Origin of the sequence: uncultured Gimesia sp. (assembly GCF_963976445.1) — a bacterium.
Taxonomy (GTDB): Bacteria; Planctomycetota; Planctomycetia; order Planctomycetales; family Planctomycetaceae; genus Gimesia.
On record NZ_CAXBKP010000006.1, the window covers coordinates 168,385 to 194,296 of the forward strand.

23 protein-coding genes are annotated in these 25,912 nt (G+C 51.9%); 13 read left to right on the plus strand and 10 right to left on the minus strand.

Annotation, left to right across the window (positions count from 1 at the left end; translation table 11 throughout):
- Positions 1 to 29: 29 nt before the first annotated feature.
- The 4 genes from AAC022_RS09055 to AAC022_RS09070 all read right to left on the minus strand — a co-directional run bounded on the left by AAC022_RS09055 (position 30) and on the right by AAC022_RS09070 (position 4,626).
- Positions 30 to 1,241 (minus strand): glycosyltransferase family 2 protein, encoded by a 1,212-nt coding sequence (locus AAC022_RS09055; protein WP_339730262.1) that lies wholly within the window; start codon positions 1,239 to 1,241, stop codon positions 30 to 32.
- Positions 1,242 to 1,408: 167 nt separating this feature from the next.
- On the minus strand, positions 1,409 to 2,773 hold the full coding sequence (locus AAC022_RS09060) for a hypothetical protein (protein ID WP_339730263.1): 1,365 nt from the start codon (positions 2,771 to 2,773) through the stop codon (positions 1,409 to 1,411).
- A gap of 269 nt (positions 2,774 to 3,042) precedes the next feature.
- Positions 3,043 to 3,309 (minus strand): carbon storage regulator, encoded by a 267-nt coding sequence (locus AAC022_RS09065; RefSeq protein ID WP_339730264.1) that lies wholly within the window; start codon positions 3,307 to 3,309, stop codon positions 3,043 to 3,045.
- A 21-nt stretch (positions 3,310 to 3,330) separates the two neighbouring features.
- Complete coding sequence (locus tag AAC022_RS09070) at positions 3,331 to 4,626, minus strand: hypothetical protein (RefSeq protein WP_339730266.1); 1,296 nt, start codon at positions 4,624 to 4,626, stop codon at positions 3,331 to 3,333.
- 452 nt (positions 4,627 to 5,078) lie between these two features.
- On the opposite strand from AAC022_RS09070, the gene AAC022_RS09075 reads away from it, so the two are divergent.
- Both AAC022_RS09075 and AAC022_RS09080 read left to right on the plus strand, forming a co-directional pair.
- Positions 5,079 to 6,026, plus strand: a complete 948-nt coding sequence (locus AAC022_RS09075) for a DUF1559 domain-containing protein (protein ID WP_339730267.1) — start codon at positions 5,079 to 5,081, stop codon at positions 6,024 to 6,026.
- Between the two features lie 95 nt (positions 6,027 to 6,121).
- Positions 6,122 to 6,925: a DUF1583 domain-containing protein gene (locus tag AAC022_RS09080; protein ID WP_339730268.1), complete on the plus strand. Its 804-nt coding sequence runs from the start codon at positions 6,122 to 6,124 to the stop codon at positions 6,923 to 6,925.
- Here AAC022_RS09080 and AAC022_RS09085 read toward each other — a convergent pair.
- Complete coding sequence (locus AAC022_RS09085; RefSeq protein WP_339730269.1) at positions 6,922 to 7,449, minus strand: hypothetical protein; 528 nt, start codon at positions 7,447 to 7,449, stop codon at positions 6,922 to 6,924. The genes AAC022_RS09080 and AAC022_RS09085 overlap by 4 nt on opposite strands.
- Before the next feature lie 211 nt (positions 7,450 to 7,660).
- Here AAC022_RS09085 and AAC022_RS09090 point away from each other — a divergent pair, with 211 nt between their 5' ends.
- Positions 7,661 to 8,473 carry a metallophosphoesterase family protein gene (locus tag AAC022_RS09090; protein WP_339730271.1) on the plus strand — a complete coding sequence of 271 codons (813 nt, stop codon included), beginning with the start codon at positions 7,661 to 7,663 and terminating at the stop codon, positions 8,471 to 8,473.
- Between the two features lie 74 nt (positions 8,474 to 8,547).
- Positions 8,548 to 9,471, plus strand: a complete 924-nt coding sequence (locus tag AAC022_RS09095) for an ADP-ribosylglycohydrolase family protein (protein WP_339730272.1) — start codon at positions 8,548 to 8,550, stop codon at positions 9,469 to 9,471.
- A gap of 37 nt (positions 9,472 to 9,508) precedes the next feature.
- Here the strand turns inward: AAC022_RS09095 and AAC022_RS09100 are convergent, their stop codons facing one another.
- Complete coding sequence (locus AAC022_RS09100; RefSeq protein ID WP_339730273.1) at positions 9,509 to 11,314, minus strand: PQQ-binding-like beta-propeller repeat protein; 1,806 nt, start codon at positions 11,312 to 11,314, stop codon at positions 9,509 to 9,511.
- A 421-nt stretch (positions 11,315 to 11,735) separates the two neighbouring features.
- On the opposite strand from AAC022_RS09100, the gene AAC022_RS09105 reads away from it, so the two are divergent.
- The 8 genes from AAC022_RS09105 (at position 11,736) to AAC022_RS09140 (ending at position 17,935) form a co-directional block, all read left to right on the plus strand.
- The gene (locus tag AAC022_RS09105) at positions 11,736 to 12,356 is read left to right on the plus strand and encodes a hypothetical protein (RefSeq protein WP_339730275.1); all 621 of its coding nucleotides are present in this window, start codon (positions 11,736 to 11,738) and stop codon (positions 12,354 to 12,356) included.
- A gap of 108 nt (positions 12,357 to 12,464) precedes the next feature.
- The gene (locus AAC022_RS09110) at positions 12,465 to 13,232 is read left to right on the plus strand and encodes an aldolase/citrate lyase family protein (RefSeq protein ID WP_339730276.1); all 768 of its coding nucleotides are present in this window, start codon (positions 12,465 to 12,467) and stop codon (positions 13,230 to 13,232) included.
- Positions 13,233 to 13,367: 135 nt separating this feature from the next.
- The gene (locus AAC022_RS09115; RefSeq protein WP_339730278.1) at positions 13,368 to 13,847 is read left to right on the plus strand and encodes a transposase; all 480 of its coding nucleotides are present in this window, start codon (positions 13,368 to 13,370) and stop codon (positions 13,845 to 13,847) included.
- A 141-nt stretch (positions 13,848 to 13,988) separates the two neighbouring features.
- The gene (locus tag AAC022_RS09120; RefSeq protein WP_339730279.1) at positions 13,989 to 14,279 is read left to right on the plus strand and encodes a hypothetical protein; all 291 of its coding nucleotides are present in this window, start codon (positions 13,989 to 13,991) and stop codon (positions 14,277 to 14,279) included.
- Between the two features lie 48 nt (positions 14,280 to 14,327).
- The gene (locus tag AAC022_RS09125; RefSeq protein WP_339730280.1) at positions 14,328 to 14,801 is read left to right on the plus strand and encodes a hypothetical protein; all 474 of its coding nucleotides are present in this window, start codon (positions 14,328 to 14,330) and stop codon (positions 14,799 to 14,801) included.
- A gap of 51 nt (positions 14,802 to 14,852) precedes the next feature.
- Positions 14,853 to 16,235: a H(+)/Cl(-) exchange transporter ClcA gene (gene clcA / locus AAC022_RS09130; protein ID WP_339730282.1), complete on the plus strand. Its 1,383-nt coding sequence runs from the start codon at positions 14,853 to 14,855 to the stop codon at positions 16,233 to 16,235.
- Positions 16,236 to 16,247: 12 nt separating this feature from the next.
- On the plus strand, positions 16,248 to 16,670 hold the full coding sequence (locus tag AAC022_RS09135) for a bacteriocin immunity protein (RefSeq protein WP_339730283.1): 423 nt from the start codon (positions 16,248 to 16,250) through the stop codon (positions 16,668 to 16,670).
- Positions 16,671 to 16,882: 212 nt separating this feature from the next.
- Entirely contained in the window at positions 16,883 to 17,935 is a 1,053-nt protein-coding gene (locus AAC022_RS09140) for a PA0069 family radical SAM protein (RefSeq protein ID WP_339730284.1), read from the plus strand.
- Between the two features lie 24 nt (positions 17,936 to 17,959).
- On the opposite strand, the gene AAC022_RS09145 is transcribed toward AAC022_RS09140, so the two are convergent.
- The 3 genes from AAC022_RS09145 to AAC022_RS09155 form a co-directional block, all read right to left on the minus strand.
- The gene (locus AAC022_RS09145; protein ID WP_339730285.1) at positions 17,960 to 18,652 is read right to left on the minus strand and encodes an alpha/beta fold hydrolase; all 693 of its coding nucleotides are present in this window, start codon (positions 18,650 to 18,652) and stop codon (positions 17,960 to 17,962) included.
- A 410-nt stretch (positions 18,653 to 19,062) separates the two neighbouring features.
- On the minus strand, positions 19,063 to 22,425 hold the full coding sequence (locus AAC022_RS09150) for an efflux RND transporter permease subunit (RefSeq protein ID WP_339730286.1): 3,363 nt from the start codon (positions 22,423 to 22,425) through the stop codon (positions 19,063 to 19,065).
- Complete coding sequence (locus tag AAC022_RS09155; protein WP_339730287.1) at positions 22,422 to 24,131, minus strand: efflux RND transporter periplasmic adaptor subunit; 1,710 nt, start codon at positions 24,129 to 24,131, stop codon at positions 22,422 to 22,424. Before AAC022_RS09155 ends, AAC022_RS09150 begins: the two co-directional genes overlap by 4 nt.
- A 102-nt stretch (positions 24,132 to 24,233) precedes the next feature.
- Between AAC022_RS09155 and AAC022_RS09160 the strand changes: the two genes are divergently transcribed.
- Positions 24,234 to 24,854: a TetR/AcrR family transcriptional regulator gene (locus AAC022_RS09160; protein WP_339730288.1), complete on the plus strand. Its 621-nt coding sequence runs from the start codon at positions 24,234 to 24,236 to the stop codon at positions 24,852 to 24,854.
- Positions 24,855 to 25,059: 205 nt separating this feature from the next.
- Here the strand turns inward: AAC022_RS09160 and AAC022_RS09165 are convergent, their stop codons facing one another.
- Entirely contained in the window at positions 25,060 to 25,794 is a 735-nt protein-coding gene (locus tag AAC022_RS09165; protein WP_339730290.1) for a metallopeptidase, read from the minus strand.
- Positions 25,795 to 25,912 lie beyond the last annotated feature (118 nt).

The window sequence follows — 25,912 nt, forward strand, 5'->3', positions numbered from 1 at the left end:
CAATTGCGCTACCAATTGCCACCACTTTCTCAAAGCGAAGTATTTTCAATTTCCAGTTGTTGGCTCGACGTATCTGGTTGTTGATACGGTTCGTAGTGCGTGATCTGAATTTGGTGTGGCGGAGAGATCTGGTAAATCACGCCACGCCAGTTGATGGTCTGCGTTCGCAGGGCGGCGAAGAGGGCAGCGCCGTACACGTAAATCGTCAACCAGAGTATCCCTGTCGTTCGCAGGGGAAGACGTTGTAATTTCTCTTCCCGTGCCTGCACTAATTGACGAACCTGTGTATCAGTTCGGAACAACACAGCGGCGATACAGCCACTGGCCAGAATCAGAATTGCAGTAATGATTCCGACTTCGAGCCAGTGACCCTGAATGAGAAACACGAGCGTCAGGCACATCAGAATCAACTTCGAACTGAAAGCGACGATTCCCAGGCCGGCGATCCAGCGCCAGTGAGGATGATAGAAGCGGACATTCATCAGTTGTCGGGCAATAAAATGAAAACAGGACCGGAAGGAAATGGATTCCTGGTTGACCATGGTCGCAGCCGGTGCAAAACCGATGTTTAAATCCATCTTGGAACTGATTGCTTTTAAGCCGGTATCATCCCACATCATTTTTGACCAGGAACTGACCAGCAGCGGATTTTGAAAAACCTGTCGACTGAGGGCAATCGATCCGCCCCAGGCAATTTCCAGCGAAAGCATTTGAATCACGGCGGCGGCATTCCACACTGCGCGGACCAATGTTCCCGGATTGGCATCACGGGGCGCATACCAGCGAATGCCCGAGGCCACGCCAATATGGGACTTTTGGAGGGGCGCGACCAGGTCTCTCAACCAGCTGCGGTGTGGGACCACGTCGGAGTCTAGCCAGGCGAACACTTCGGTTGCTTCGTCCAGCTCGTTCACTGCCTGAATCAGCGCTTCATTTTTTAAACCGCACTTTCCGCTGCTGTGATTTCGAAGGCTAACCTGACAGTGCGGGTGGAGATGTTCTACCAGATATTGATTGACGACGGAGAATGCGGGATCGTCCACATGGTCGACGACAATCTTCACAGCGTATTCCGGATAATCCTGATTCAACAGGCCCGTTAAACAATCGATGAGAAAAGGGTCGTTCCCTCGCAGCGGCAAGATTACGGTTGCACGGGGCGTGTATGCCGGGTCGCTGTTTTGTAGCCGCTGTGCCAGATACAGGTTGGCAACTTTTTGGCCCCAAAAAAGATACAGCACCGCAAAACCCATCAGGCAGATGCTGCAAAGTATCGTCAGGAATAACATGGAATCAATCTCAGTGGTTTAGACGCTTCTCATTTGAGCAAATGAGTCAATTTACGACACCAGTATCGTTCATCACCGCTGGATTGGGAGGTGGTGCGGGATGGAATTCGGAGATTCCCTCAGCATTTCGCTAAATAGAACGCCTTGATATCTTCGGCGACCGCAAAATTAGAACGAAATCCGTGCTGTGCATCGAGCAGAGCGAACGCCAGCCCGGATCCATTCAGCAGTTTTTGAAACAGATAATCATTGAGGGTTTCAATGACGCCCTGCCAGGGTGTGGTGTCTTCGTCGAGTTTTGCTGGAGCCGTGAGTTCCCGCGCTAACTCGGCTGATAGATTTGCTGTGTAAATGTCTTCTGCAGCGAAGCCGAAGCCCCCTCCACCATCGACGAGAAAGGCGCCGTAGTAATGAAGTGTTTCCAGGAAAATGCGGACTATGGGAGGCAGACTTTCATCATTGATGAGATCAGCGATCGCATGCGTTTCTCCATTATGATCATGTAGCTTTTCTTTCAATCTGATGCGTTGGCCGGCTGCCAGGGCATCCGGGTTGGCAATCGGGCTGCCAGACTCAGTACGGGTCGCGGGATAGACCCAGTTCGGAGACTGTTCCGCGAGTCGATCGGGAAAGAAGCGGAGTTGAGGCATCGCAAAAACCAGTGCATGTTGAATTTTAGAATCAGCACCTTTCTCCAGATCTTCAGGCAGGATGAGCCCCCCCAAATAGGGAAGCCCTGAGGCACGCGCGCTGCCACTCGGTTCAATTTCCGGGTAACGCGCGCCAACGCCTGTTGCATCAAACTCAGCAATAGAGCCTGTCGCCAGGACCGTGTCTCCCACGATCCCGCCCCCGGCGGATAATCCATTCCGATCGAGCTGTGTGGTAACTTGCCAGAAATCATACTCCGTTTTTGTCTGAGCATCATAGAGAATAATCGTCCCATCGGAATCCTGATTCTGCGGACCAGCAGGACGGAAGGGGCCGTCTGGCAAGGGGACATCCAGCGCTTTAAACCCACTGTGTTGATTGCCTGTTCGCGGAAACCAGGGAGGTGAAAACGAATCAATGTTATAAGGCTGAAGAGGTATTTCACCAAGGATGACGTTCCCAACAGCGTCACGTTTAACGCGAAAAATTGGAAAGGAGAACTCATCGTAATTGATGAAGGGAAACTGATGTTTTCCGCCTCCTTCGTTTGCAAACTTTTCTTCCTGTTGTGTGATGCTGAATTGCAAATTTTCAAACGCAGTAGTTCCCTGCTCGCCATTCTCGATCATTGTCTGCAGTGCATTTCGATCTTCAGCGAGTCTGGTTTCACTGAACTCCTTGAAAATACCATAGGTCACCCGCGCTTGACGTTCGCTGACGTCATCGGGCTTATTTGTGCCAACCTTCTGATTCCACGGGCTTGCCGGCCCGCACTTGTTAGCAAACAGCGGTAGATCAAACTGGAACGGTCGCAGAAATTCGGGTGTTTCCATGGTTGCCTCTTGACTTTCTGGACGAACATATGACGAGAGATCAAAGTATGCATATAGTCACATTTGATCACAAAGCATATTACAGAGCGAATGAAATCAGGAAAAATAGTATGTTTGCTGGAATCAATTAATTCAAAGCCGGCAGGTGCGATCCATCAAGACGGTTGCCAGGATTCGTAAAGCAGAGAGAATGATCCCTGGTTCCGGCTCGAACTTGCGAGTTGACCACTGTCAGTTACTGTGATTCCGACATGCTGTCTGGAACCACATCAGCTCAATTCACTGCGCGTAACTTGTGTCCCGGGCGGTGACTCGATGCCAAGTCGAATTTTCTCGACAGTGATCTGAATTATGATGATCGAGATCCCGACTGCTGGCTCCACCTTCTCGTTAAGGTACAAAATGTGTTCCGCCGGAGTCTCTGTTTCGGGATCGCTGACGAGGAGTTGGACTTTGTTGAAGCGAACCCAGTCTACGGTGATTTCCAGATCGTCGATCATAATCGATTGTCGGGGACTGCGGGAGAGGACGAGCATCTTGATGTACTCCGGATAGGCTCAATTCGCTTCTGGTTCAGGAAGAATGACCGAGCGTAGCGATAGCACCCGGTCGTGCCGCTCTTCCATCTGCCATTGTAAAAAATGGGGGATACTACGAGTATGAAACTCAGCAAAGGTGATCCAATCACCGGTTTCTTTTTCATGAAGATTTCGTTCTTCCCAATTCAGCACCACCTGATGTGCGCTGCTACAGTGAGTCTCCAGGATGGCTGCCCGGATTTCCTGTGTGGGTTCCTGTTTTTCAGATTCAGCCAAAGCGACTAGCAGTTCCTGGCGACTCCAGGGCTGATCCAGGAGCGCTAAGACGGCAGCAGCAATTTCTCGATTGTTAGGTATCTCTGACCTTAGTGCTCTGCGGAAATGAGTGAGGGCATACTCAGGCTTAAATTCCAATGCAAGCAGTGTTGCTTCACCGAGACAATATTGATGGACCTCACGAAGGCATTCCGACGTTTCCGAAAACTGATAATTGTGACGAAGCAGGAACTCCAGACTTTGTGACCAGATCTCTGGTCGTGGAAACTCATTGGGACCACAAGCAGGGTCAAAACGCTGTATGAGATCAAAGACGAGCGGACACCAGGCAGCGTCTTTAAATTCCGCGATCAGTTTCAGAGCCGTCGAGATCGTATCTGAGTCATCACCGTTCAAGGTCGTTTTAAGATAATGATCCAGATCTGGGCTCTGATTATCCTGCAAACCTTTCAATGCCAGTGTTTGATTAGTGCTCTCCTCAAACTGTTGCGCCAGAAACTGTTCTCGCTGCCCGATGATCTGTATGGCGGCTTGTTCTATCAATGGGGTGACTTGCTCCGGTTTCAGTAGTTTTTTCACCAGAGTCGCATCGCCGATCACGGCCGCCAGTCGAATCAAAGAGTCCTTTTCGTATCGAGTTTCCTTGAATATGTTCATCAGCGTTGAAAGCGTCCGATCATCGAAAGCCAGACGTACGGCTTCCTTCTCGAAGTGTTTCTCCAGCAGTGTGGTATTCAGAAGTTCGTCCAACGCGAATTTGACGGTATCGAATCCGGGATGCAAGTCAATCACAGGCTGTTCCCAGAGATCGGGAGTGCGTAGCGAACTTAAATAACTGTCGTAAAAATAGAGCGCAATCCAGTCGGCGGTCTCATCAAAAAAATCGACATCGATTGCTTCCCCGCTGATACGGTGGGTTACACAGCACCCAATCCCATGCAGATCGTAATCCCACTCCTCCAACCCCGGCACCGGTCCGCAATTCACTCCTTTGGGGTGCGCCCCATATCCCTCTCGAGCGAGCTGTTCCTGATCCACACCCAACCGTTGCCGAACAATTTCTGAGACGAATTCCTGTCGCGGACGGTGTCGGATTAGTGAGAACAGCGTCCAGGTGGCCCAGGGAGTCAGTGAAAACGGACGCGATAACCACGATTCAATAAACTCGTGAAGCGGGATAGAGGTATCGCTGGCTGCCGTGAGTCTGTCTCACAGTTCCTGCGATAACTGGTTCATCTGACTCAACTTCCCGAAAAGCATGTTTCGATCATTCTGACTTTGATCTTAGCGGATCTGTATCACCAGTCCAGTTCTTTGTTTTCCATGCACAAGCTTTTCCAGTGATAATTCCAGCAAAGCGAAAGACCGTTAAACAAACACACAATCGGCTGATATCTCTTATTATCAACAAGCTTTAGTTGACAGTTGTTGAGATGTCGCTTAATTTGGAAACCTGAAACGGTACGTATGAACAATTAAGGGGTTTTTAAATGGGACAGGGTTTGAGTCGGCGAATTGATCGCCGCGGGTTCTCTTTGATTGAATTACTGGTGGTCATCGCCATTTTGGCGCTGCTGATTGCGCTGTTGGTGCCTGCGGTACAACAGGCGCGGGAATCGATGCGGAAAACAGACTGCCAGAATAAATTGCATCAGATCGGGGTCGCCTTACATAACTATCACGAGCTGCACCGGATGTTTCCGCCGCCCACCTGTTACGGTTCTCAGTCTAACTACAAAGCCAACATGGGAAGCTGGCTGGTCCGGCTGCTGCCGATGATGGATCAGGGACCCGCTTATAATCAGTACGATTGGAGCTGCACTGCCACGGGCGGTTTCAGTGATACACTCTGCGCGGACAATTATATTCTGGCAATGCAGGAGATGCCCAGCTATCGTTGCCCTTCTGATGCGATCGTTCGCAGTCAGAATCGACCGGATCTGGCACGAACAAGTTTCATTGTCTGTCTCGGTCGCAGTCTCGATTTTAACGAGCGTCGTGGCGCGTTTGCTTTGAACCGCGGGACAGCCATCAGTGAAATCAGTGATGGTGCTTCCAACACGATGGCGGCTTCCGAAGTATTTTCACATACCATTTTTAAGGAAACACCGGCCGGGGATCCCCCTGCCTGTCCGGGTCTGCCGACGCCGTTCAATGATGCACGTGGCCAAGCGTGGGCCAGAGCTGCCGGCGTGCGAGACTGGGGATACAATACCTGGTTGAAACCCAATAGCGACGCGCGCGAGTGCAGCAGTTTCAAAGATGGATCTTCCGGTCAGCCCCAGGTTCTGTTAGCAGCAGCTCGAAGTTTTCACCACGGAGGCGTTCAAGTCTTGCTTTGTGACGGCGCGGTACGCTTTGTTTCAGATTCCATCGACATCGAAACCTGGAGGCGATTAGGGGATAAAGCCGACGGAGAAACGGTGGGCGAGTTTTAAAGCGATCTCCGAGGTTCATCGACAGGTCTTCCTTGATTTTGTATCAAGGATCCTGTCTGAGTATTTTTTTCGAAAACAATTTAACGGTAAGCAGCATGACGTTCATTCAAAGTATATCAATTCGAAGTTTGTTACTGTTGGGAATCCTGCTGATTTCCGGCCGCGCGGGGGCTGAAGAATTCACCTATGATTTCGCCACCGCCGAGTGGGAACCCTTGGTTTTTAGAGCCATCGGTACAAAGACCGGTCATCCTGGTGCGCAGTCTGAGGAAGGCGTGATGCTGACCGCACCTCACGAGAAATCGAAAAAAACGCAAGTTGGCTATGCAACGCGTTTTGCCGTGAAGGGCGACTTTGAAATTACCGTGGGCTATAAACTGCGGCAGATCGCGTGTCCCAAAAAAGGGTATGGCACGGGCCTGATGATCAAGTTGTTCAAAACTGATAATGAGCGGGCCAACTTTTCGCGATCAATGAAAGCAGACGGAGAGCAAAAACTGTCCACAGCGATGTGGGTCAAAAAAAAGGACTCCTGGACGCCACTTGTCGAACGCGTTCCGGCGGAGGATTCTTCTGGTGAACTGAAACTGGTTCGTAAAAATGCAACGCTGACTTTCCTGGTGAAAGAAGGAGCTGCGCTAGAGTTCACAGAACTCAGACAGGTCCGATTCGGCCCGGAGCCATTGAAGCGGGTCGAGATCATGGCAGACACGGGCGGCGATCAACAGCCGGTTAAAGTGTTGTTGACAAAGCTCACAATGAGTGCCAACGAAATGTTGCACTCGGCCGCACCGCTGCCGGAAGTGAAAACGATCTGGACCGTCTGGACCATTTCAGGAATCGCGGCCACGATTCTCGTCGTGTTGCTCGGCTCATTCCTCTGGTACCAGCGACGTTAGTCGGGAGCCGTTGATTCTGCTTCGCTTGCCTGTTTCTTTGACGTGACCTGTTTCAGCTTCTTATCAATGCCGCCTCCCAGTTGCTGATAGATCAAAACTCTGTTCTTATCCTGCAGGTTGCGAATCAGTCGTTCTATTTGCTCCCGCAGTCGTTTCGCTTCAGCAGACTGGTCAGCTGCTTCTGCCGCCTGCATCTGTTCAATTTGAAAATAGACAGCCCGTTTGATTAAAGGCACCATCTGAAATAATTCCTCTTGCGATTGCTTTTGTCTCCAACTGGTCAGCGCCAGAAATTGTTTCTCACTCATTTTAAGCGTTCTGAGAGACGACGCCTGAAAGTTCTTCTCAATATCTTCCGCTGCGAGCAAGTGAATCGCTGCGTCAGTTTTACCTGCTGCCTGCAGTTCCATTGCCGCGTCAAGGGGTTCAGGATCGCTTTTCTGACCGCATCCGAATGAAACCAGCAACAAGGCGAGCAAAACCAGAAGTCTGCTTAGGGAGCACATATGGCAGTTGATCCGCATGATCGTTCCTTAAACTTGTGATCGAGTCAGTAGCGATCTACTAATAACGTATTCATCAGCAGGAAGGATCATTTTATTTCGAATTTGCAGCGCGCTACCGATGAATAATCGGTTTCAAATGCCAGGCCGAGTTCCTGTCCAATAGCCTGCTGAAGGTGGTTTGATCGTTGATTTAGTTGAACCTGCCTGAGACGAGCTTTGTCTGCCTGTTATGAAAATCATCGACTTTCCACCATTACCACTGACAGAGTTCCGCTATTTGAATGCCGGAAGTCGCGGCGGTTCTTTTTACGAGGAACGGCTGCCGATTCATCATGCGCGTGTGCATCAACTGCCGCAAGGCTTGGATGCGATGGTTGTCACCGCCGATCTCCAGGGACGCGAACGGTTTCAAGAATCGCAGGGAGGACCGTTGCGGCTGCTGGGTGAAGTGGTGCCGCAACGTCTGGTGGAAGAGGTCTTTCCGGAACTGGAGATCACAGACCCCTCTCGCGTTGCTGCCTTGCTCGCCGGCGATTTCTATACCGTCCCCTCACTCAATAAACGCGGGGGAACAGGCGATGTGAGCTCGGTCTGGCGGGCCTTTGGTGATGAATTTGCCTGGGTGGCAGGTGTCGCCGGCAATCATGACATGTTCGGCGAAAGCAAAGACGCACCACCCCGCTTTTCCCGTCACTTGTATTATCTGGATGGGGAGACGGTTGAGTTGGATGGTCTCCGGTTGGGTGGCCTGGGAGGTATCATCGGAAACCCCGAACGGCATCAAAGGCGCAGTGAAGAGGACTATCTGTTCGCACTCGAGCTACTGCTGGAAGAATCCCCTGATGTGTTGCTGATGCACGATGGCCCGAGAGGCACACAGCCAGGCCAGCAAGGCTCACCTCGTGTGCGTGATTTGTTGATAGAGAGTCCGGTTTCTCTGGTAGTTCGCGGCCATTCCCATTGGGACGAGCCTTTCATTCAGTTTGAGAACGGAACTCAGGTGCTCAACGTCGATGCCCGGGTCGTTGTTCTTACTGCATAATATGGATACACACTCTTGCTTCAGTTGATTAGAATCAAACCTGTAAACTGAGAACAGAAAAAGAGGACAACCCAATGATAGACCGAAGTCGAGGCACTTTGATCGGACTGGCCGTAGGAGATGCGCTGGGGGCTGCCGTCGAGTTCGATGCCCCGGGCAGTTTTGCACCGGTAACCGGTTATCGGAGCGGCGGGCCGCATGGACTCGAAGCGGGAGAATGGACCGACGACACCAGCATGGCACTCGCTCTGGCAGATAGTATTGCTCAGGTGGGGTGGGACTTGAATGATCAGGCGGCGCGCTACGTACAATGGTGGAAGCAGGGCAAGTATTCCGTCAATGGCCGCTGCTTCGACATTGGTATGACGGTCATGTGCGCGTTGGGAGATTTCTCAGCCAATAAAGATGCACTTACGTCGGGCGATCCTTCCGAATCTGCCAGCGGCAATGGTTCAATCATGCGGCTGGCGCCCGTCCCCATACGATACGCGCCGCTTTATGCGACTGAACTGTCTGCGTTTTCGAATCTGGCGGAAGAATCGAGTTTACCGACGCACCCGAGCGAGCAATGCCTCTCAGCGTGCCGGTATCTGGCCTGCGTGCTGGCAGCTTTGATTCACGGCGAACCGCGAGAACTGGTGCTCTCGGCGGACTGGCAGACATTGCAGCAGCTCAACGAAATCAAGCCTTTACATCCGCTGGTTCAGGAAATCGCAGAAGGGAGTTTTCGTCAGAAGCAGCCGCCTGAAATTGAGGGGGCCGGCTGGGTAATCAAAAGCCTGGAAGCATCGTTATGGGCCTTTCACGATGCCGATACGTTTGAGGAAGCAGTGTTGAAAGCCGTCAATCTGGGTGACGACGCCGACACCACCGGCGCGATCTGCGGACAACTGGCGGGCGCGTATTGGGGCGAATCAAAGATCCCTCAAAGTTTGCGCACAGGACTGGCACGCAGGGATTTGTTAGAACTGGCGCTGGTAGGCATTCTGGATGACTAGGGCACGCCTCCCAGCTTTTCCTCAAATCATCCGCTTTTTACTTCACAACTGGTAGCCGATACGCGGCCGCCTGCTCGGAATTTCGCACATACAATCGGTCGCCAGTCAGCACCGGATGGTTCCAGGTTTTGCCATCCAGGGCAGAAAAAGTTGCCAACTCCTCATGCCCTGATGGATCTGCGTTGAGCAAAACGACTTCGCCCTGCTCGCTGATTACCAAAAGATGCCCGGAGTCTTTGACCAGCAGCACCTGGCCTTTCCCGTAGCGGCCTCCCTTCCACTTGCGTTTCCCATCTTTGAGATCGAAGCAGGTAAAAATCGTGCCGTCAAAGCCGTAAGCATGCCCTTCAAAGATCACGTAGTCATTAAAGTCTGGCTTAAAACGGGGCGCATTCCAGACTTGCTCTGCCGCCCATTTTCCGTCGTTGTTCGAAACACGAATCTTCTGAATTCCTTTGCCCATGCCGGTCGCAATCAGAATTTCATTCTCGCCAACCAACTGGGGCTGCAACGTACGCTGCCCCTCAAAGGAACAATCATAGTTCAGCAGAACCGTACCATCCACAGGATCCAGCAGATTGAGTTCTTTGTTCGTCAGCATCGCAATCACGGGTTGTCCGGCGATAGTCAACACTGCAGGAGAGCTATAAGAATGGTCGCCGGCGGGAGCCGACCATTTTAAGTCTCCCGTTTCGGTATCAAATGCCAGGAGCCCTTTATCATCTTTTCCGCCGGCATGCACGATGACCGACCCGTCTATCACCAGTGGCGAAGAACTGAAACCCCACATCGGCGGTTCCCGATCAGCCACCTTGCGAATATCCTGCTGCCAGACAATCTTGCCCGTCCCCGGATCCAGCCGTAGCACATGCCCGTTGGCTCCCAGCACATACAACGCGCCATCCGCCAGCACGGGAGTCGCCCGCGGTCCGGGACCGCCCAGCGCATCAAAAAATCGACTTTTGATCTCCTGCTGCCAGAGTTCTGCTCCGGTCTCCGCATCGTAGCAGACGATCAATTCTTCTTCGCCCCGTTGTTCCTGCGTAAACAGCAACTGGCCGGCGACCACAAATGAAGACCAGCCGGGCCCGACGGATATTTTCCACAGCGGCGTACCCACTTCCTGATTCCAGTCGGCATCGAGGACCACTCCCGTCAAGATGCCGTCACGTAACGCACCACGAAATCCAGGCCACTCAGGTTCATTCAATGATGATTCCAGCGCCGCACCTGTCAGCGCAGTCTGATCTGCAGGAGGCTTCAAATCCTCTTGCGCCAGCAGTCGCTCTTCGACGGTAGGCGTCCAGCGCCAGGCTAGTCCCATCTGAAAGTCACCCCACATCCCCTCGGCACGAAGCAAAAGCGAAAAGACAAAGCCCAATACCGAGCAGGCAACAATAATAAAAGTTCGCTTCACAGAACGCAGCCGAGAGACCAGCACTGCCACTATTCCAAACAACCCCAACCCCATCGGCCCGGTAATCAGCATTGCCCCGGGTCCCTGCATGGTCGGGTCAATCAACGCCAGCGTCGCTCCTCCTGCCAGTAGAACTACAAAAAGTCCAATCAGCTTTTCCTTCCACGTCGCGCGACTGGCCAGCAACCACCACACCAGAATGAGCCCCCCGCAAACCAGAGGCCCGAACACCGCCATCATGATCGGCAGCGCCGAATCCGACTCCACCAGCCGCGGCATGAGCCGTGTTACTACCATCCCGATCAGCAAAAGAATCGGCGGCCAGATTCGCAACGGCTTTAACTCGCTAACGGCAGGAGCCGTTGTACTGTCGGCAATTTTTTCTGGGGTATTGGCGTCTGTTTCCGTGTGATTGTTGTCTGTCATGACAAGCCCTGATGGGAGAGGGGAAGATGGTCGGGCTGCCTTCAGCAAATCAAACCCGCAGAACATCCCGCGCGCTCCGACCTGTCTCAATTCTGATACTGTAACGGGTCCGTTTCCGGTGTCAAATGCTGGAACTGTGATACGATGCAGCACCCTGAAGTCGGATCAGGCTGTCGCATCCATATCGCTTCTCCTCATATCATCAAGACTGTCTCCTATGGATGATTCATAGTGACTTGCCGCGGGGAGTACTGGTGACGGATTGTTGAACCGGACACCTGGGAACCATGTTGCTCTTCAAAGATCTCTATTGTTATTCTAATTCCAGTGGTTTTTCTTTACTTCTGAATTCGGGCAGGGCATGATTAAGCGTTCAGTTCGCAGGCACTCTCGACACAATTCTCATTGAAAGGGTAGCGGTATGAACTCGAATCCCGAACTCATGTCAGAGGTGATCTCGTTCTGGCAGTGGTTTGAAACCAATCTCAACCGGTTGAACAGTTTTGAGGATTATCAGGCAGAGCTGATGGAGGAACTGGGTGATCGGCTTTACGAAGTCGATGACGGACTGACCTTCGAACTCTCCGTGGTGAATGCAGCAGAGGTCCGTGATCTGGTCATCAGTGCTGATGGGATCAAGGATTTGTTTCCCGCGGTGCTGGCGCTGACCGAAAATGCCCCCGAAATTCCTGGCTGGACATTTACCCCGTTTCGTCCGAGACTCGACGTGGCTCAGTTCGGTTTACAGTTTGGAGACACGCAACTGAGCGCGAACGATTTTTATTTCTGGCTCCAGACCGAAGACGGCGCCATTGATCTGATTCTGTTTGCCCCCGATCTCACAGAAGACAATCGGGAGGAAATGATGGGCGCGGGCTTTATCCTGTTAGATATGACACTGGGCGAGTTGGACGTCACGTTGAATCTGCGCTATATCGATTTTCAACCGTTGCCCGAGGATCCCGAATCGGAAGAACTGCAGCCGCTCACCGAGTTGCCTGCAGCGTTTGACGCCCTCTACAGTGCCCTTAATGAAGGATGAGATTATTTTGAGCTTCTACCCCTTTTTCTTTACATCCCCAACCGGCATGATGGAGTGAGCGTCTTTTGCGAATTCCTTCCTATTCCCTGTTGATGAGGCGAGGTAGCTATGCTGGTGAAGAAGTTGAAAGACAAGCTGATCAAAGGCGAGACCGTGTATGGCTCGCTGTTTCAGCATTCCGTTGTGCCGGCGATGGTGGAGTCGATTCCGAAAAACTCCCTCGACTTTGTGATCGTCACGCCCGAACACACCACACTCGATCTTGCCGAGTTCCTGCCGCTGCGGTATGCGTTGAATTCCAAAGGCATTGTCTGTCTGGCTCGCACGCACAGTCGTGATCCCGCCGATGTCGCCCGTGTCTGTGATACATTTGACGGCGTAGTGGTGCCGTATGTCGAAGAATACGAACAGGCGCAACAACTGGCAGCGGCCGCCGTCTATCGTCCGCTGAAAGGCATTGTGCTCGACAAGGTTCTCAAGACCGGCAAATTTGTCAACAAAAAAACAGCAGACTACATTGAAAAAAAGAACGAGAATACGCTGTTCATCCCGATGATCGAATCGGTGCCCGGCGTGGAGAACCTGGAGAAGATCTGTTCGATTCCCGGCGTGCACGCGGTCTTCGTCGGGCCCGGCGACTTAACGACCAACATGGGCATCCCCGGCGAATATGATAATCCCGATCTCATCGCCACGATTCAGAAAGTGATCGACATCGCCAATCAGCAGCATGTCGCCGCCGGTTGCTGGTTCGGAACCACCAAGCAGGCAGTCCGCACGATCCGCCAAGGCGCCCGACTGGTTGTCTACGCCAACGATGGTCTGATGCTGCAGCACGCAATGCAAAGTGCCTTTGGTGAACTGCGCATGGGGTGATCCTTAGTTTTGCTAAACACCAAGTGAGCGGAATGGCGCCAGCCACCGTTTTTGAAACAGCAACCCTAACTCAAAAACGGCGGCTGGCGCCGTGCCGCTCACAGTAGTAACGTTTACTATGGAGACTGTGAAGTCATGAATGAACCATTCACGTATTTCATCACATGGACCACCTATGGAACATGGCTTCAGGGAGATCGGCGTGGATGGCGAAAGACAAACAAAGGCAATCAATTGCCGCAACCGTTTCTTGAAAAATGGTGTCAAAACCAAATGAAGGAACAGTCCGTTCAGTTGAATGAAAACCAGCGTAATAAAGTGGAACAGGTTTGTCATCAACACGCACAAATTCGAGGCTGGCTGATCCATGCAATCAGTGTTCGCTCGAATCATGTCCATATTGTTGTCACAGCGAATGCACCACCGAAGAAAGTTCGCGATCAATTCAAAGCATATGCCACCCGTGTTTTGCGAGAAGGTGCCAACCCGTTGATCAATAACAAAATCTGGACACGGGGCGGCGATATTGAATTCATAGACGATGTAGAGGACAATCTGGAACGAGTGATTCTTTACATCGACGAAGCACAAGACAGAAAAGGGCGGGATCTGTGAAAATTCATCCGCCTGCTCTATTCTTGGTCCCGAATCATGAGCGGAATGGCGCCAGCCACCGTTTTTAAAACAGCAACCCTAACTCAAAAACGGCGGCTGGCGCCGTACCGCTCATAATTTGCGAATCTTCATTTTAATAAAATGTCCAGACAGCCAATAAATTATGCGAAACCACTGCTAATTTTCTCTGCCGGCATGATGGCAGCGGTAACGTGGCACCTCTATCTCAGTGCGCATCATCTGCATCTCGCACTCACAGAGATTGTCTGGGCGTTTGGACTCGGGTTCAGCGCCGGCTTACCGATCGCAGCCTTCGTCGCGTTATTTAAGCATCCTCTGGAGGGAATTTTCGCAGGGGTTTCGATTTACTATTTTCTTGCGTTGGGTTATATCGTAATCTGGGTGGGAATTCCCGTTGAATGGATCTATTAAAAAACCGTATTTGTTATTCGTAAAGCAATTGAGAACAGGAATTAGATAATGGCACAGCCGCTTAAGAATACCGCAGCCCTGTTTGCCATTCTCGCCGGCCTGATCTCGATCCCCCTGAGCTGGATGACAATCTATGGAGCACAGTTTACAGATGGAGCCGGGAATCGGTTTCCGATCCCAATTGATGAGTTCAAAGTGCTAGGTTTTAGTGTAACAGGTATTAATGGCTCGTTTACGTTTTTATTTGAAACACCAATCTGGTTCCTCGTCGGTATCGCGATTTCCGCGAATGTGTTACAACTCATGCACAATTCCACGCAGTTTGCCATTCCAAGTTTTGCTGAATGGGCGACTGCACTTTTCGGGTTCATCGGGATTGGTCTCGGGATCTGCGTGGCACTATTTTCGGACAAGGTTACACTTGGCATAGGCTCGCTCATGGGACTTTTCTGTGCCGGAGTTGCGTTGTTATGTCTGGTGGTCCCTACATCGGATCAACAAGACTCGCTAATGGAATCATAGAGTCACTAAAAGGTGTCTGACACTTTTAAAATACGCAGCTGAAGCCAGCACATGGATACGGACATGCATGAAGCAGAGTTGAAACGGCGATCGGAACTGAAAGCAGCGATGCGGGTTTACCTGCTGGCGCTGATTATTGGGCTGGGCGTCGGCACGTTAGGGTCGGCCTTTCATTATAGTGTGCAGACAACGTCACTGTTGTTTAACATGATCGCAGATCAATTTTCCCATCACAGAACGCTGGCGATACTCATCGCGGCTGCACTTGGCGCCGTCATGGTAGGAATCGCTGCCCTATTGGTCCGCCGTTTTGCTCCAGAAGCCGCAGGGAGCGGAATTCAGGAAATCGAAGGTATCATGTCAGGCCTGCGGCCGTTGCGCTGGCGGCATCTGCTCCCCATTAAATTTGTTGGCGGCGTGCTGTCGATGGGCGCGGGGCTGGTTCTAGGGCGAGAAGGACCAACGATTCATTTAGGAGGCTGTGTTGGTCAGATCGTGGGCGAGAAAGCCGGATCCAATGATGAGACGATGAATACACTGCTTGCTGCCGGGGCCACCGCCGGTTTGAGCGTTGCCTTTAGCGCACCGCTCGGTGCGATCTTTTTTATGATCGAGGAGATGCGGCGGCGGTTTAAGTACAATTTCGTTTCACTGCACGCGGTGATCCTGGCCAGTATCACTGCGAATATTGTGAACGACCAGGTGTTCGGCACAATGCCACAGTTACCAGCTCAGCTCCAGACCTGGCTGCCGAAATTCCCACCACCGGAAAACCTGCTCACATCGTTGCCCTTCTATTTGCTACTGGGCGCGTTGATCGGCGTATTGGGAGCCGGATTCAATACAGTACTGCTCAAGTGCCTGCGAATTTCTGATGGGCTGAACAGACGCGTGATGCAGGTGATTGCCTGTTCGGTCGGAGCCGTCGTCGGAGCACTGATGATAGTCGCACCCGAATATGTGGGCGGCGGTGAAGCACTTGTCAAAGAAATCTTTGATAAATCGCCCATGCTCAGTTTTCTGATAGCCTTACTTGTTGTGCGAGCAGTATTGACATTTTTAAGTTATTCGATGGGCGTTCCCGGGGGCATCTTTGCTCCGATGCTGGCGCTGGGTGCTTTACTGGGAACCAGCTTCGGCTATGTCGCGCAAGAATTTGCACCGCACGCGCATATCTATCCCGGCAGTTGTGCGATTGCCGCGATGGGCGCTCTGTTCGCCGCGACGGTCCGCGCACCGCTGACGGGCATCGTACTGGTGGCCGAGATGACCGCCAGTTTCAATCTACTACCGGCGATGATCATCACCTGCATGACAGCCAGCATCGTCGCACAGTCAATGGGCAGCAAACCGGTCTACGATATGCTGCTGGAACGGACGCTGGAAGGGGATCTCATAAAAGCACAACCAGAGGCTGACTCTTTAATCTCATAAACAGGAAATCCGATGGCAGACCGAGACCGACTGATAGAACTGGTCGAGCAACTGAGCGACGAAATAGAACAGAACGGCAACCGCGATCTGTTGATTGAAGAGTTTGATACGCTGGTTCCGGATACCGGTCAGTACCTGGAAGATTTTTGCGGCTCGAATTATCCATCAGAGTTGATCGTCGATCTCTGCCTGGGCATGACAGAGGCCCAACAGCCATTGACCCGCAAGGAACTACTGGCGCTGGTCAAACGCATTCTGACAGAACCGGCAGAGAGCGAAGCCAAGTCGATTCTGCGAGTCATCGCGTTTCAATATAATTGCAGTCATCCAGGGGGATCGGATCTGCTCTTCTATCCCGATAATATTTTCGGAACTTCAGAGCCGACAGCAGAAATGATCGTGGATAAGGCGATCAGTGAGAACATGGAAAAATAATCGCCTCTTCATTCTCTAATGAGCGGAATGGCGCCAGCCATCGTTTTTAATACCAACAACCAAATACAAAAACGGCGGCTGGCGCCGAGCCGCTCAGAAACTGGGAAGATCGCGTTTGATTTCTCTGAAAAACTGCTTCCCAGCACACGGGTGATCTCATATAAAGAAGAGGTACTTGATCATTAAAGTCGTTTTCACGAGTCAGGCAAGACATGCGTCACGGTTCGAATATAAACCCGCCTAACCGGTTTGAGACAACCTACTCGGAACCGGATTTGGCGCAACTGGAGTGGGATGACGAATATCTCTCTCAGCCGCGACGGATTGAATACATCGCCGATCATGCGAAATCGATTGTCACCGAGAACGATTCGCCCGACCTCAATTTTCGTTATAGCGTCAACCCTTATCGCGGCTGCGCGCATGGCTGCAGTTACTGTTATGCTCGCCCATTTCATGAATATCTGGGGTATAACGCGGGGCTTGACTTCGAAACGAAAATCATGATCAAGCACGACGCACCGCGACTCTTGCGTGACTTTCTGAGCCGCAGCGACTGGGAGACGGAGTTGATCGCGTTCTCCGGGATCACCGACTGCTATCAACCCGCCGAGCGCGAATTCAAGTTAACGCGACAATGTCTGGAAGTCGCGTCCGAGGCGAATCAACCGGTGGGAATCGTTACGAAAAATGCGCTCGTCGTTCGGGATCTGGATCTGCTGGCATCCATGGCGGAGCGAGATTTAATTCATGTGAGTGTCTCCATCACGACACTCGATGCGCAGCTGGCCCGTGATATGGAACCACGCACGAGTATTCCAGCAGCCCGACTGCGGGCGATCCGCGAACTCTCTGCAGCAGGTGTGCCGACGAAGGTGATGGTCTCACCCATTATTCCGGGTTTGAATGATCATGAAATCCCCGCGATCTTAAAAGTAGCGAAAGAGGCAGGGGCCACGTCGGCCAGTTATATTTTGCTGCGATTACCATTAACCGTGGAGCCAGTCTTTCTGGAATGGCTGGAGCGGACACAGCCCACACGCAAGGAACGCATTTTGAGCCGCATCAGACAGACGCGCGAGGGCAAACTAAGTAACGCGGAATTCGGCAGCCGTATGCGGGGCACAGGTGAGATTGCCGAACAGATTCGCAGTCTGTTTCAAGTCTTCACCCGCAAGTACGAGCTAGACCAGCGTCTGCCGGCGTTAGACTTTTCGCAATTCAAACCGCCGACGACCGGCAAGGGACAGCAGTGGTTGTTTTAAAAAGTATCGCTGTTGGTATCGTACTTACGATGCAAACCACAGGCGCATCAACGCGGTAATGGCCTGGGGGCGTTCCAGGGGCGACATGTGGCCGCACTCTTCGATGACGGTGAGCTTTGCATCCTGAATCTGATCTGCGATAAACGGGAGCTCGCCGGCCGGAAAGAGGTTATCCTGCCGGGCATCCACAACCAGAGTCGGGCAGGAAATCCGCGGCAGCAAAGACTCTGTTGCATAATCATCAATCATTGCCTGAATCTGATTAATATAAGCGTCAGGAGAAAATCCTTTCAGCATTTCCTGGAGTGGTGTCACGAGTTCCTGATCTTCAAGCCGATCCGGATAAATAATGCTTTCCAGACTGGCATCCAGTGATTCGCTGAGCAGATTCTGTTGAATATTTTCCTTAAACTGTTCGAGTAATCCGATATGCTCTGGATTGTTTCGGGCAAATGTATTGCACAGCATTAGTTTTGAGACACGTTCTGGAGCGGCGGCGGCAACCGCTTGTGCCAGCCAGCCTCCATATGAATGTCCCGCCAGACAAAATCGCTCAGGCGCCTGGCTGAGCAGTGCAGCGACTAATTCGTCCCTACGCAAGGCCTGATCCATCACTTTCACGTGCACGTCCAACAGATCTCCCAGATGCTGCACCTGATGGTGCCAGGTAACGTTGGTGCTCCCCAAACCCGGAATCAAAATCAGTGATTCTTTCATCGGTTCTCTCATTCTTTTTATAAAGCGTTACAGGACAAACTACCGTCTACCATGAGGATAGACCCGGTCATATTACTGAAGGAATCTAAAGCAAGCAAATACAAGGGGTTCCCGGAATCAATTTCACTTTCTAGTGGCGAAGGATTGAGTCATTATTACTGGAGACTATTATAACGAGAAGACTCCGCTCGACCACAAAAGACACAATTCACACTAAAAAATAACAGAAGGCTGACACAGCATTGATTCAGAGAGAAGCGATCCCATTTCAGTTCGAGGAGCGGGGGCCTGTGACAGCGCGCGGTGTTAAGGTATCGACTTGCTGACTTGCGAATGGTTTAAACAGTTCGCACAGATCCTGAAGATAAATTGACCGTTCTTAGTCGGGTAGTCAGACGGGTCCACTCAATTCAAGTTGTCAGACTGGCCTGCAGCGGCGGATCTTCTGCGTCGGCAAGCGGTGTATTGAGCGGGTTAATATGCAGATTCTCAACAATGATGGCGTAGAGCGCAGGGATAACAAACAACGTCAGTAGCGTGGCCATCAGCAGACCGACGATCATCAGCCAGGCCATGCCAACCCACAACGGGCCGCCAGCTAATGCCAGGGGCAGCAGGCCTCCGACCGTAGTTGCGGTGGTCAGAAAGATCGGGAGCAGTCGCTGCTTGCCGGCTTCGGCCAGGCAGTCGCGGAACTCATCGCGAGTCAGACCGCCAATCGGACCTTGCCCATCGCTTTTTGCAGCACGGGACGCAATCTGAAAATCAGCGAACTCCATAAAGATAATCGCCGTATTCAGTACGATTCCAAACAGCGATAGAATTCCTAATTGCGGCATGAATCCCAGGGGATTGTCAGTCAGATACAGTCCCAGCAGCGCGCCAATCAGTGCCAAAGGCAGGGTGAAGATAATCATTATCGCTTTAGAAATACTGTTGAACTGTATCACCAGTAGTAGCAAGATAGCGATGAATGACATGCCAAAGGCTTTCAGCATCATCACGCTCGCCTGCATTGATTCTTCCAGCGCCCCGCCAATTTCAATTCGGAAGCCATTGGGAAGATTAGCCTCGATCCGTTGAAACTCCGGTGACGACATGACCCGGCTCACCACATCATTGCCGGACGCCCCCGGTTCCACCCGGGCACTGACCTCGATCGTTCGATTTAAATCGCGGCGTTCTATCACCGCAGGTTCCCAGCCATAGTCAAAGGAAGCAATCGCGCTAATGGGAACCTTGCCTTTCATCCCCTCGATAAAAGCGGATTCGATAGACGAGACCGATTTCCGACCTTCGGGAATCAGGCGGAAGTAGACGGGAACCGAATAGTCACCTTCTCGGAACATGGTCAGTTGCCGCCCCGAGTAATACGTATTCAACGTGGCGGCAATCTGAGAGTTCGTAACCCCGGCCAGATTCGCGAGGTCTTCATCCACGTTGACCTGCAATTGGTAACCATCGGCGCCCCAGGAATCATGTGTGTTCCAGGTATCATGCTGCTCACGAATCAGCTTTTTCATCTGATCGGCAACGTCGCGCAATTTCTGCATATCAGCAAAACCATCACCGGTAATCCGCAGCGCGACCGGCGCAGCCGGCGGCCCCAGCATCATCTCCATCGGCACAACACGAATACCGGGCAGCGGCGCAATACCCAATTCCGAATCCCCATTCAGTGCGACTTCCCGGACACGCTGCGCATAGTCATGAGTCAGCTTCGGATCAGAAGTACGAATGAGAATTTCCGCGTAATTCGCTTTCCGTGATTCCGGATTCCATGAAAGATACCAGCGCGAGCCCCCTCCCCCGACCAGGGTCCGCATGGCACGCAACCGTTCGACTTTTTTTCCGGATTCGTCGGTGATTGGACTTAATTTTTTGAGCAGCTCTTCCACCTGCAAAGCAGCCTGATTCGTCTGTTCAATGCCGACATTTTCGGGCAGCCAGACGCCGACAACAAACTGATCCCGTTCGCCTTGGGGAAAGAATTCACTACTCACGGGAAGCTTCAACGCCAGAAAAAACAACCCGACCGAAACCACCAGCGTAATAAATTTGTGCCGGATGGCCTGCTGCACCAGAGCCCCGTAGATATGATTGATGTAGTGTTTATTCTCCGATTTCCAGGAGAATTCGGCTGGTTTCTGTTTACGGAAAATAAAATTCTTAACCCAATAAAAGCTGCGGACCAGCGGCGCGTTGGGTTCGTCTTTGTTTACGGGCGGCCGGATAAACATAGCGGCAAGGATCACGCAGAACGTCATCGCCAGCACCCAGCTGACAGCCAGCATGACTGAAAGTGTGACCGGCAGACTGTAGATAAACTCGCGGTTGCCTCCCTCAAAGAAAATCACCATCGGCACGAATGACGCGATGGTGGTCAGGGTCCCGTTCAGCATGGGAGCCGCCAGCATCCGGGCACCACTGACGCTGGCTTCAATCGGTTTCATGCCTGCCATCTGATTGGTGCGAGACTGATCACAAATCTGCACCGCATTATCGACCAGCAGACCGAGGGAAATGATGATCGACGCCAGCGACATCTGCTCCAGCTGAACTCCGAACAGAGTAATAATACCAATCGAGACGAGAGTCACAAACGGGATGTTGGCGGCCATCACGGTCGCAGTCCGGAACCCGACGACCAGATACACCACGACAATCACGATCACCACCGCTTCGATGACGTTGATGACCACGGCATGAATCCGGGCATTGACGCTTTCCGACTGATCGGAAATCGGAACCAGCCCCAAGTCGGGGGGAAGTTCATAGGTTACGTTCTGAAGTTCATGCAAGCGGTTTTTCGCTGCGCCACAAATATCGATGATGTTTGAGCCGGACTTCATGGTAACCCCCACGATGACCGCTGACTGCGATGTTTCCGGATCAGAATAGCGGCAGATCAGTGAAGCGGGGTCCTGGTAAGCCCGCCTGACGTTCAGACCGAGGTCGTTCAGATAAACCTGGTTGGCGCCTTTATCGCTGCTGGCCATGTCGGCCACAATCGTGTTGATTTCATTCACACCATCCAGTTTCCCACCCGGTTTGACGTAAAAACGACCATCGCCCGTATCAAGTAACCCGCCCGCTTCAATAATATTCCGGGCGGAAATCAGATCTTCAAGGTCTGAAGTTGTCAGCCGCAACTTGGACCAGGTGCCCACGTCCGTTTCGATGTAGATCGCTTCTTCACGTACACCGAAGCGTTGAACTTTGGCGACGCCATCCAACAATCGCAGCGCATCGCGCACCTGTTCCGAAAAGAGATCCAGATCACGGTCGCTATAGACATGCGCAGGGTTAATCTCCGTTTCGCCGGGCAGAGGAGTTTGGTAAATCGCAAACAGAATGACGCTGGTATCTCCAAAATCGTCAGTGACAATCGGCGTGATGTCATCTTCAGGCATCTCTACATTTCGCACCCGCGCACGAACCTGATCCCAGACCTGATCGACGCGGGAGGGAGAAACATTGTCATACAAGTCGACAAAAATCGTCGATAGACCGTTGATGGAAGTGGACCGCAAAACGTCAACTTCTTCAATGCCATCCAGAACCTCTTCCAGTGGGTCAGTGATCAACTCTTCTACTTTTTCGGCAGAAACCCCAGCCCAGCGTGTTGTGACCACGCAGGTCATAATCGTGAACTCAGGGTCTTCGCGGCGAGGCATGGTCTGAAAGGAGATAATCCCCCAGATGACCAGCAATGAAACAACGGTGAAGACAATCGTACGGTAGCGGATAGCGAACTCTGGCAGTAAATTCATCGAATGACCTCCGGCTGCCTTACTATTGTGACCGGTTCTCCCTCGCTCAAAAAGGGCATGCCTTCCAGAACGACCTGTGCGTGTTCTGGTAAGGAGAACCCGGGAGCCGGTCTGATCTGACGCAGCAGCGTATCCTGTGAAGAGGCGAAACTCTTGTCCGACAGGATGACTTCGATCTCGCGGGCAATCGTCTGAGCCTCCGAGTCCTGTTCAATGATAAAAATGGAAGTCTTACCGGAATGATGTCGGACTGCTTTCATCGGCACATAAAGACCCGGTTTTCCTTCTTCATTCTGCAGACTGACACGTACGGTATCTCCAGGTCTGAGCAGCCAGCTAGATTCGTCCAACAGAATATGTGTGCCGTCCCACTGATCCGGTTTCCCTTGACTGACCGTTAATTCGCCAGCCACCAAATCGTTCTCCGGATCAATATTCTCTCCTTTCTGAACGGTCACCGGCACGAAATTCCAGTTTCCCAGAAAGGGGATTCGCATGTTTCCCGGCGTGATGCGAATCTTTTCCACGTTCAACACCCGACTTGACTCGTGCGAGACATCACTCGCCCGGCGGTTGGTAATCTTCCAGAGAAAGGCACCTTCCGCATCGTGGCGGATTGCATTCTCCTCCGTCATCAACATGTTTCCCCCCTGCACGATTGGGGCGAAATTCAGTGGCCAGATATCTTTGGTGCGGGCGATCCGTTCGGACTGGTATTCAGCAGGGATCTTGAGTTGTGTCTTCCGGTTTCTGACCAGTAATGTCACAGTAAATGTTCTGGTCTCCGCGTCTGCGTTCGGATCGGTCATGTAGACATAACCTTCGAGTTTGGTTCCCTGATCATTTCTGCCACCTGCGTAGAGCCGCACGGTATCGCCCCGTCTGAAGTTCCGGGACATGCTGGCGGAAAGTTCCAGCTCCACCTTGATTGGGTCCATAATCTGAATGGTGAGCGCCGGGTCTCCCGCGTCCAGGTAACTACCGGGGACCGCCTCCACATGAGCTACTTGCCCCCGAAAGGATGAGTACAGAACCGTGTCGCGTAAATTCCGCTCTGCTTCTGCCAACTGAAAGCGGGCTTTTTCAATTTCCGCTTCCTGCGAACGGAGTTCGGCCTTTCTGGTTTTGAGTTCCGCTTCAATATTCGCCACTCCGGCATTCGCGGTCAGCACTTCCGCCATCGCCCGATCATATTCGGAACGGGTGGCTACTTTTTTGTTGACCAGACTGATGGTCCGTTTTGAATCAGCTTCAGCCAGTTGCTGCTCTGCTTTTGCAGAAGCCAGGCGGGCGGGGATGCCTTCAGCAATTTCTACGTCCATCGCTTTTTTTCGCTGAATGGCCACATCCATGGCAGCCCGGGCCAAGTCGACCGCAATTCGGTATTGTTCATCGTGCAACCGCGCCAGAATCGTTCCAGGCACCAGAACTTTGCCATTCTGCTGATCGACAACGCGCCCCTCGATTTCGGTTTCTGGTTCCAGTAGACGTGCGACGCGCCCTGATATTTCAAAACCAATTTTTTCGGTCTTCCAGGCGCCCACCGATCCGGTCATCAGGGACTGGGATGCCGGCGTCGTCTGATGCAGTAACAAAACGGTGACGGGCCGCGGTGCTTTCGGTTTTCGTTCGTTTTGACTGGATGATTCACAGGCTGTTGATAAGATAGCAACAGCCACTAGCAGAACTGATCGGGAGACGTTCATGGTTTCCGTGATCGCAAAAGGTATTTTAAAACAATCGCAAGTAAACTACACTGAGCAGTGTATCTTTATCTTAATGTAAGTAAACCGCAAAGTGTACTTTTTATGAAGCAACCATCGGGAAACAAAACCAGACTGACCGACCGGAAACGGGCCGCGATTATCGAAGCCGCTGTTTCAGAGCTAAAATGCAACGGTTATGATAACACCAGTATGGACCGGATAGCAGAAGTCGCATCTGTTTCCAAGAGAACGGTTTACAATCATTTTCCCAGCAAGGAAGAATTGTTTGTCGCCATTGTTTCTGAACTAATGTCTCGATGCCAGATGCTGGAAGAATTCGACTTTGATCCACAAAAATCGATTGCAACTCAACTGACCGCGATTGGCAAGACCGCCGTCGAACTGATGTCATCCACGGAATTTCAGGATCTGGCACGCGTCACGCTTTCTCGATTTCTGCAGTCGCCCGAAATCGCCAGCGAAATGATGATGGAATCGACGCAGATCGAAGCGGGGTTGATTCTCTGGTTCGAAGCAGTTCACAAAGCAGGTCAGTTACGCGTGCCTGATTCGAAACTCGCTGCAAAGCAGTTTCTCGGTCTCATTCAATCCTTTGCCTTTTGGCCACCACTGATCGGTAGAGAACCTCTGTTAACAACACAGCAAAAGAAGACGGTCGTGAAATCGACGGTGAGTATGTTCCTGGATCACTATGGACCGTAGTATCGCGATTCAGACCACTGTGTTCGGTTCGAATTTGTCTCCCTCAACTCTCACGATTGGAACCAGCCGACGGTGCCACACGGCAGCTGTTTCGTATCGAAAATGATCGGGTCGGCGCTAACCGCCGGTAGGGAAAATAGAACCATTCACACAACAGCGGCTAGCGCCGTACCGCTCAGAATAATGGCTGACACTACGGACATCCCTATGGAATTGGGCCCCAGATTTTGACCAGCAGTGCGAACATCGTCGGGTCGTGCGCCTGGAGTTCTGCGCGGACAAACGGATAGAAATCGTTCACACCGAAGTAGGCTTCAGTCGATTCGGCAAAATATTCTTTGTGATTGTTCAAGCCGTAGTGCCGTACTTTTTTGCCCGTATGTACCAACACACTTTCATAAATGCCTTTTTCTTTCGCGGCGTTGAACGTTGCAACAATGTCGGCCTGATCGAAGCTCAACACTTGATCGTGATACGCGTGCGCCAGTTCGTGCAGCACAACGTACGGATGCTTGGCCCACATGTTCCGGGCCAACAGTTGTTCGGCGATCGGAATATGCACGTGCTTTGCCAGACGCGGATCATGCCCGTGCGCAATCAACCAGCCTTTGTCAGGATGGTATTGCATATTGCCCAGTTTCGAGTTCTTGAGCTCAACCCAGATCCGTAGTTTCTGCAGGTCAGCAATACGTTCTTCCGAAACAATATACTTGACCCGCTGCAGGTGATTCGCCAAGGCTGCTAACGCTTTTTTTCCCGTCTCCGCATGTTCTTGTGAGAGTAACAACGGATCGACGGCCACGGTCCAACCTTCGATTTGTTGCTCGACGGGATCATAAAATTGAGGTGATTCTTCCGCCTGCAGGCGACTGGAAGATATTACGACCACACAGAACAGAATTGTTAAAACAAGCAGTGATTCCAGCCGATGATTCAACATGTTGATCCTATGTCATTGAGAGAAGGTGTCGTGTGAGGTTCTATGTTAATGGCTCGAGCCGAAAATAGAAATGATTATTTCAGATCTGGGTGAGCAGTCGGGAAAGATCTCCTCTGGC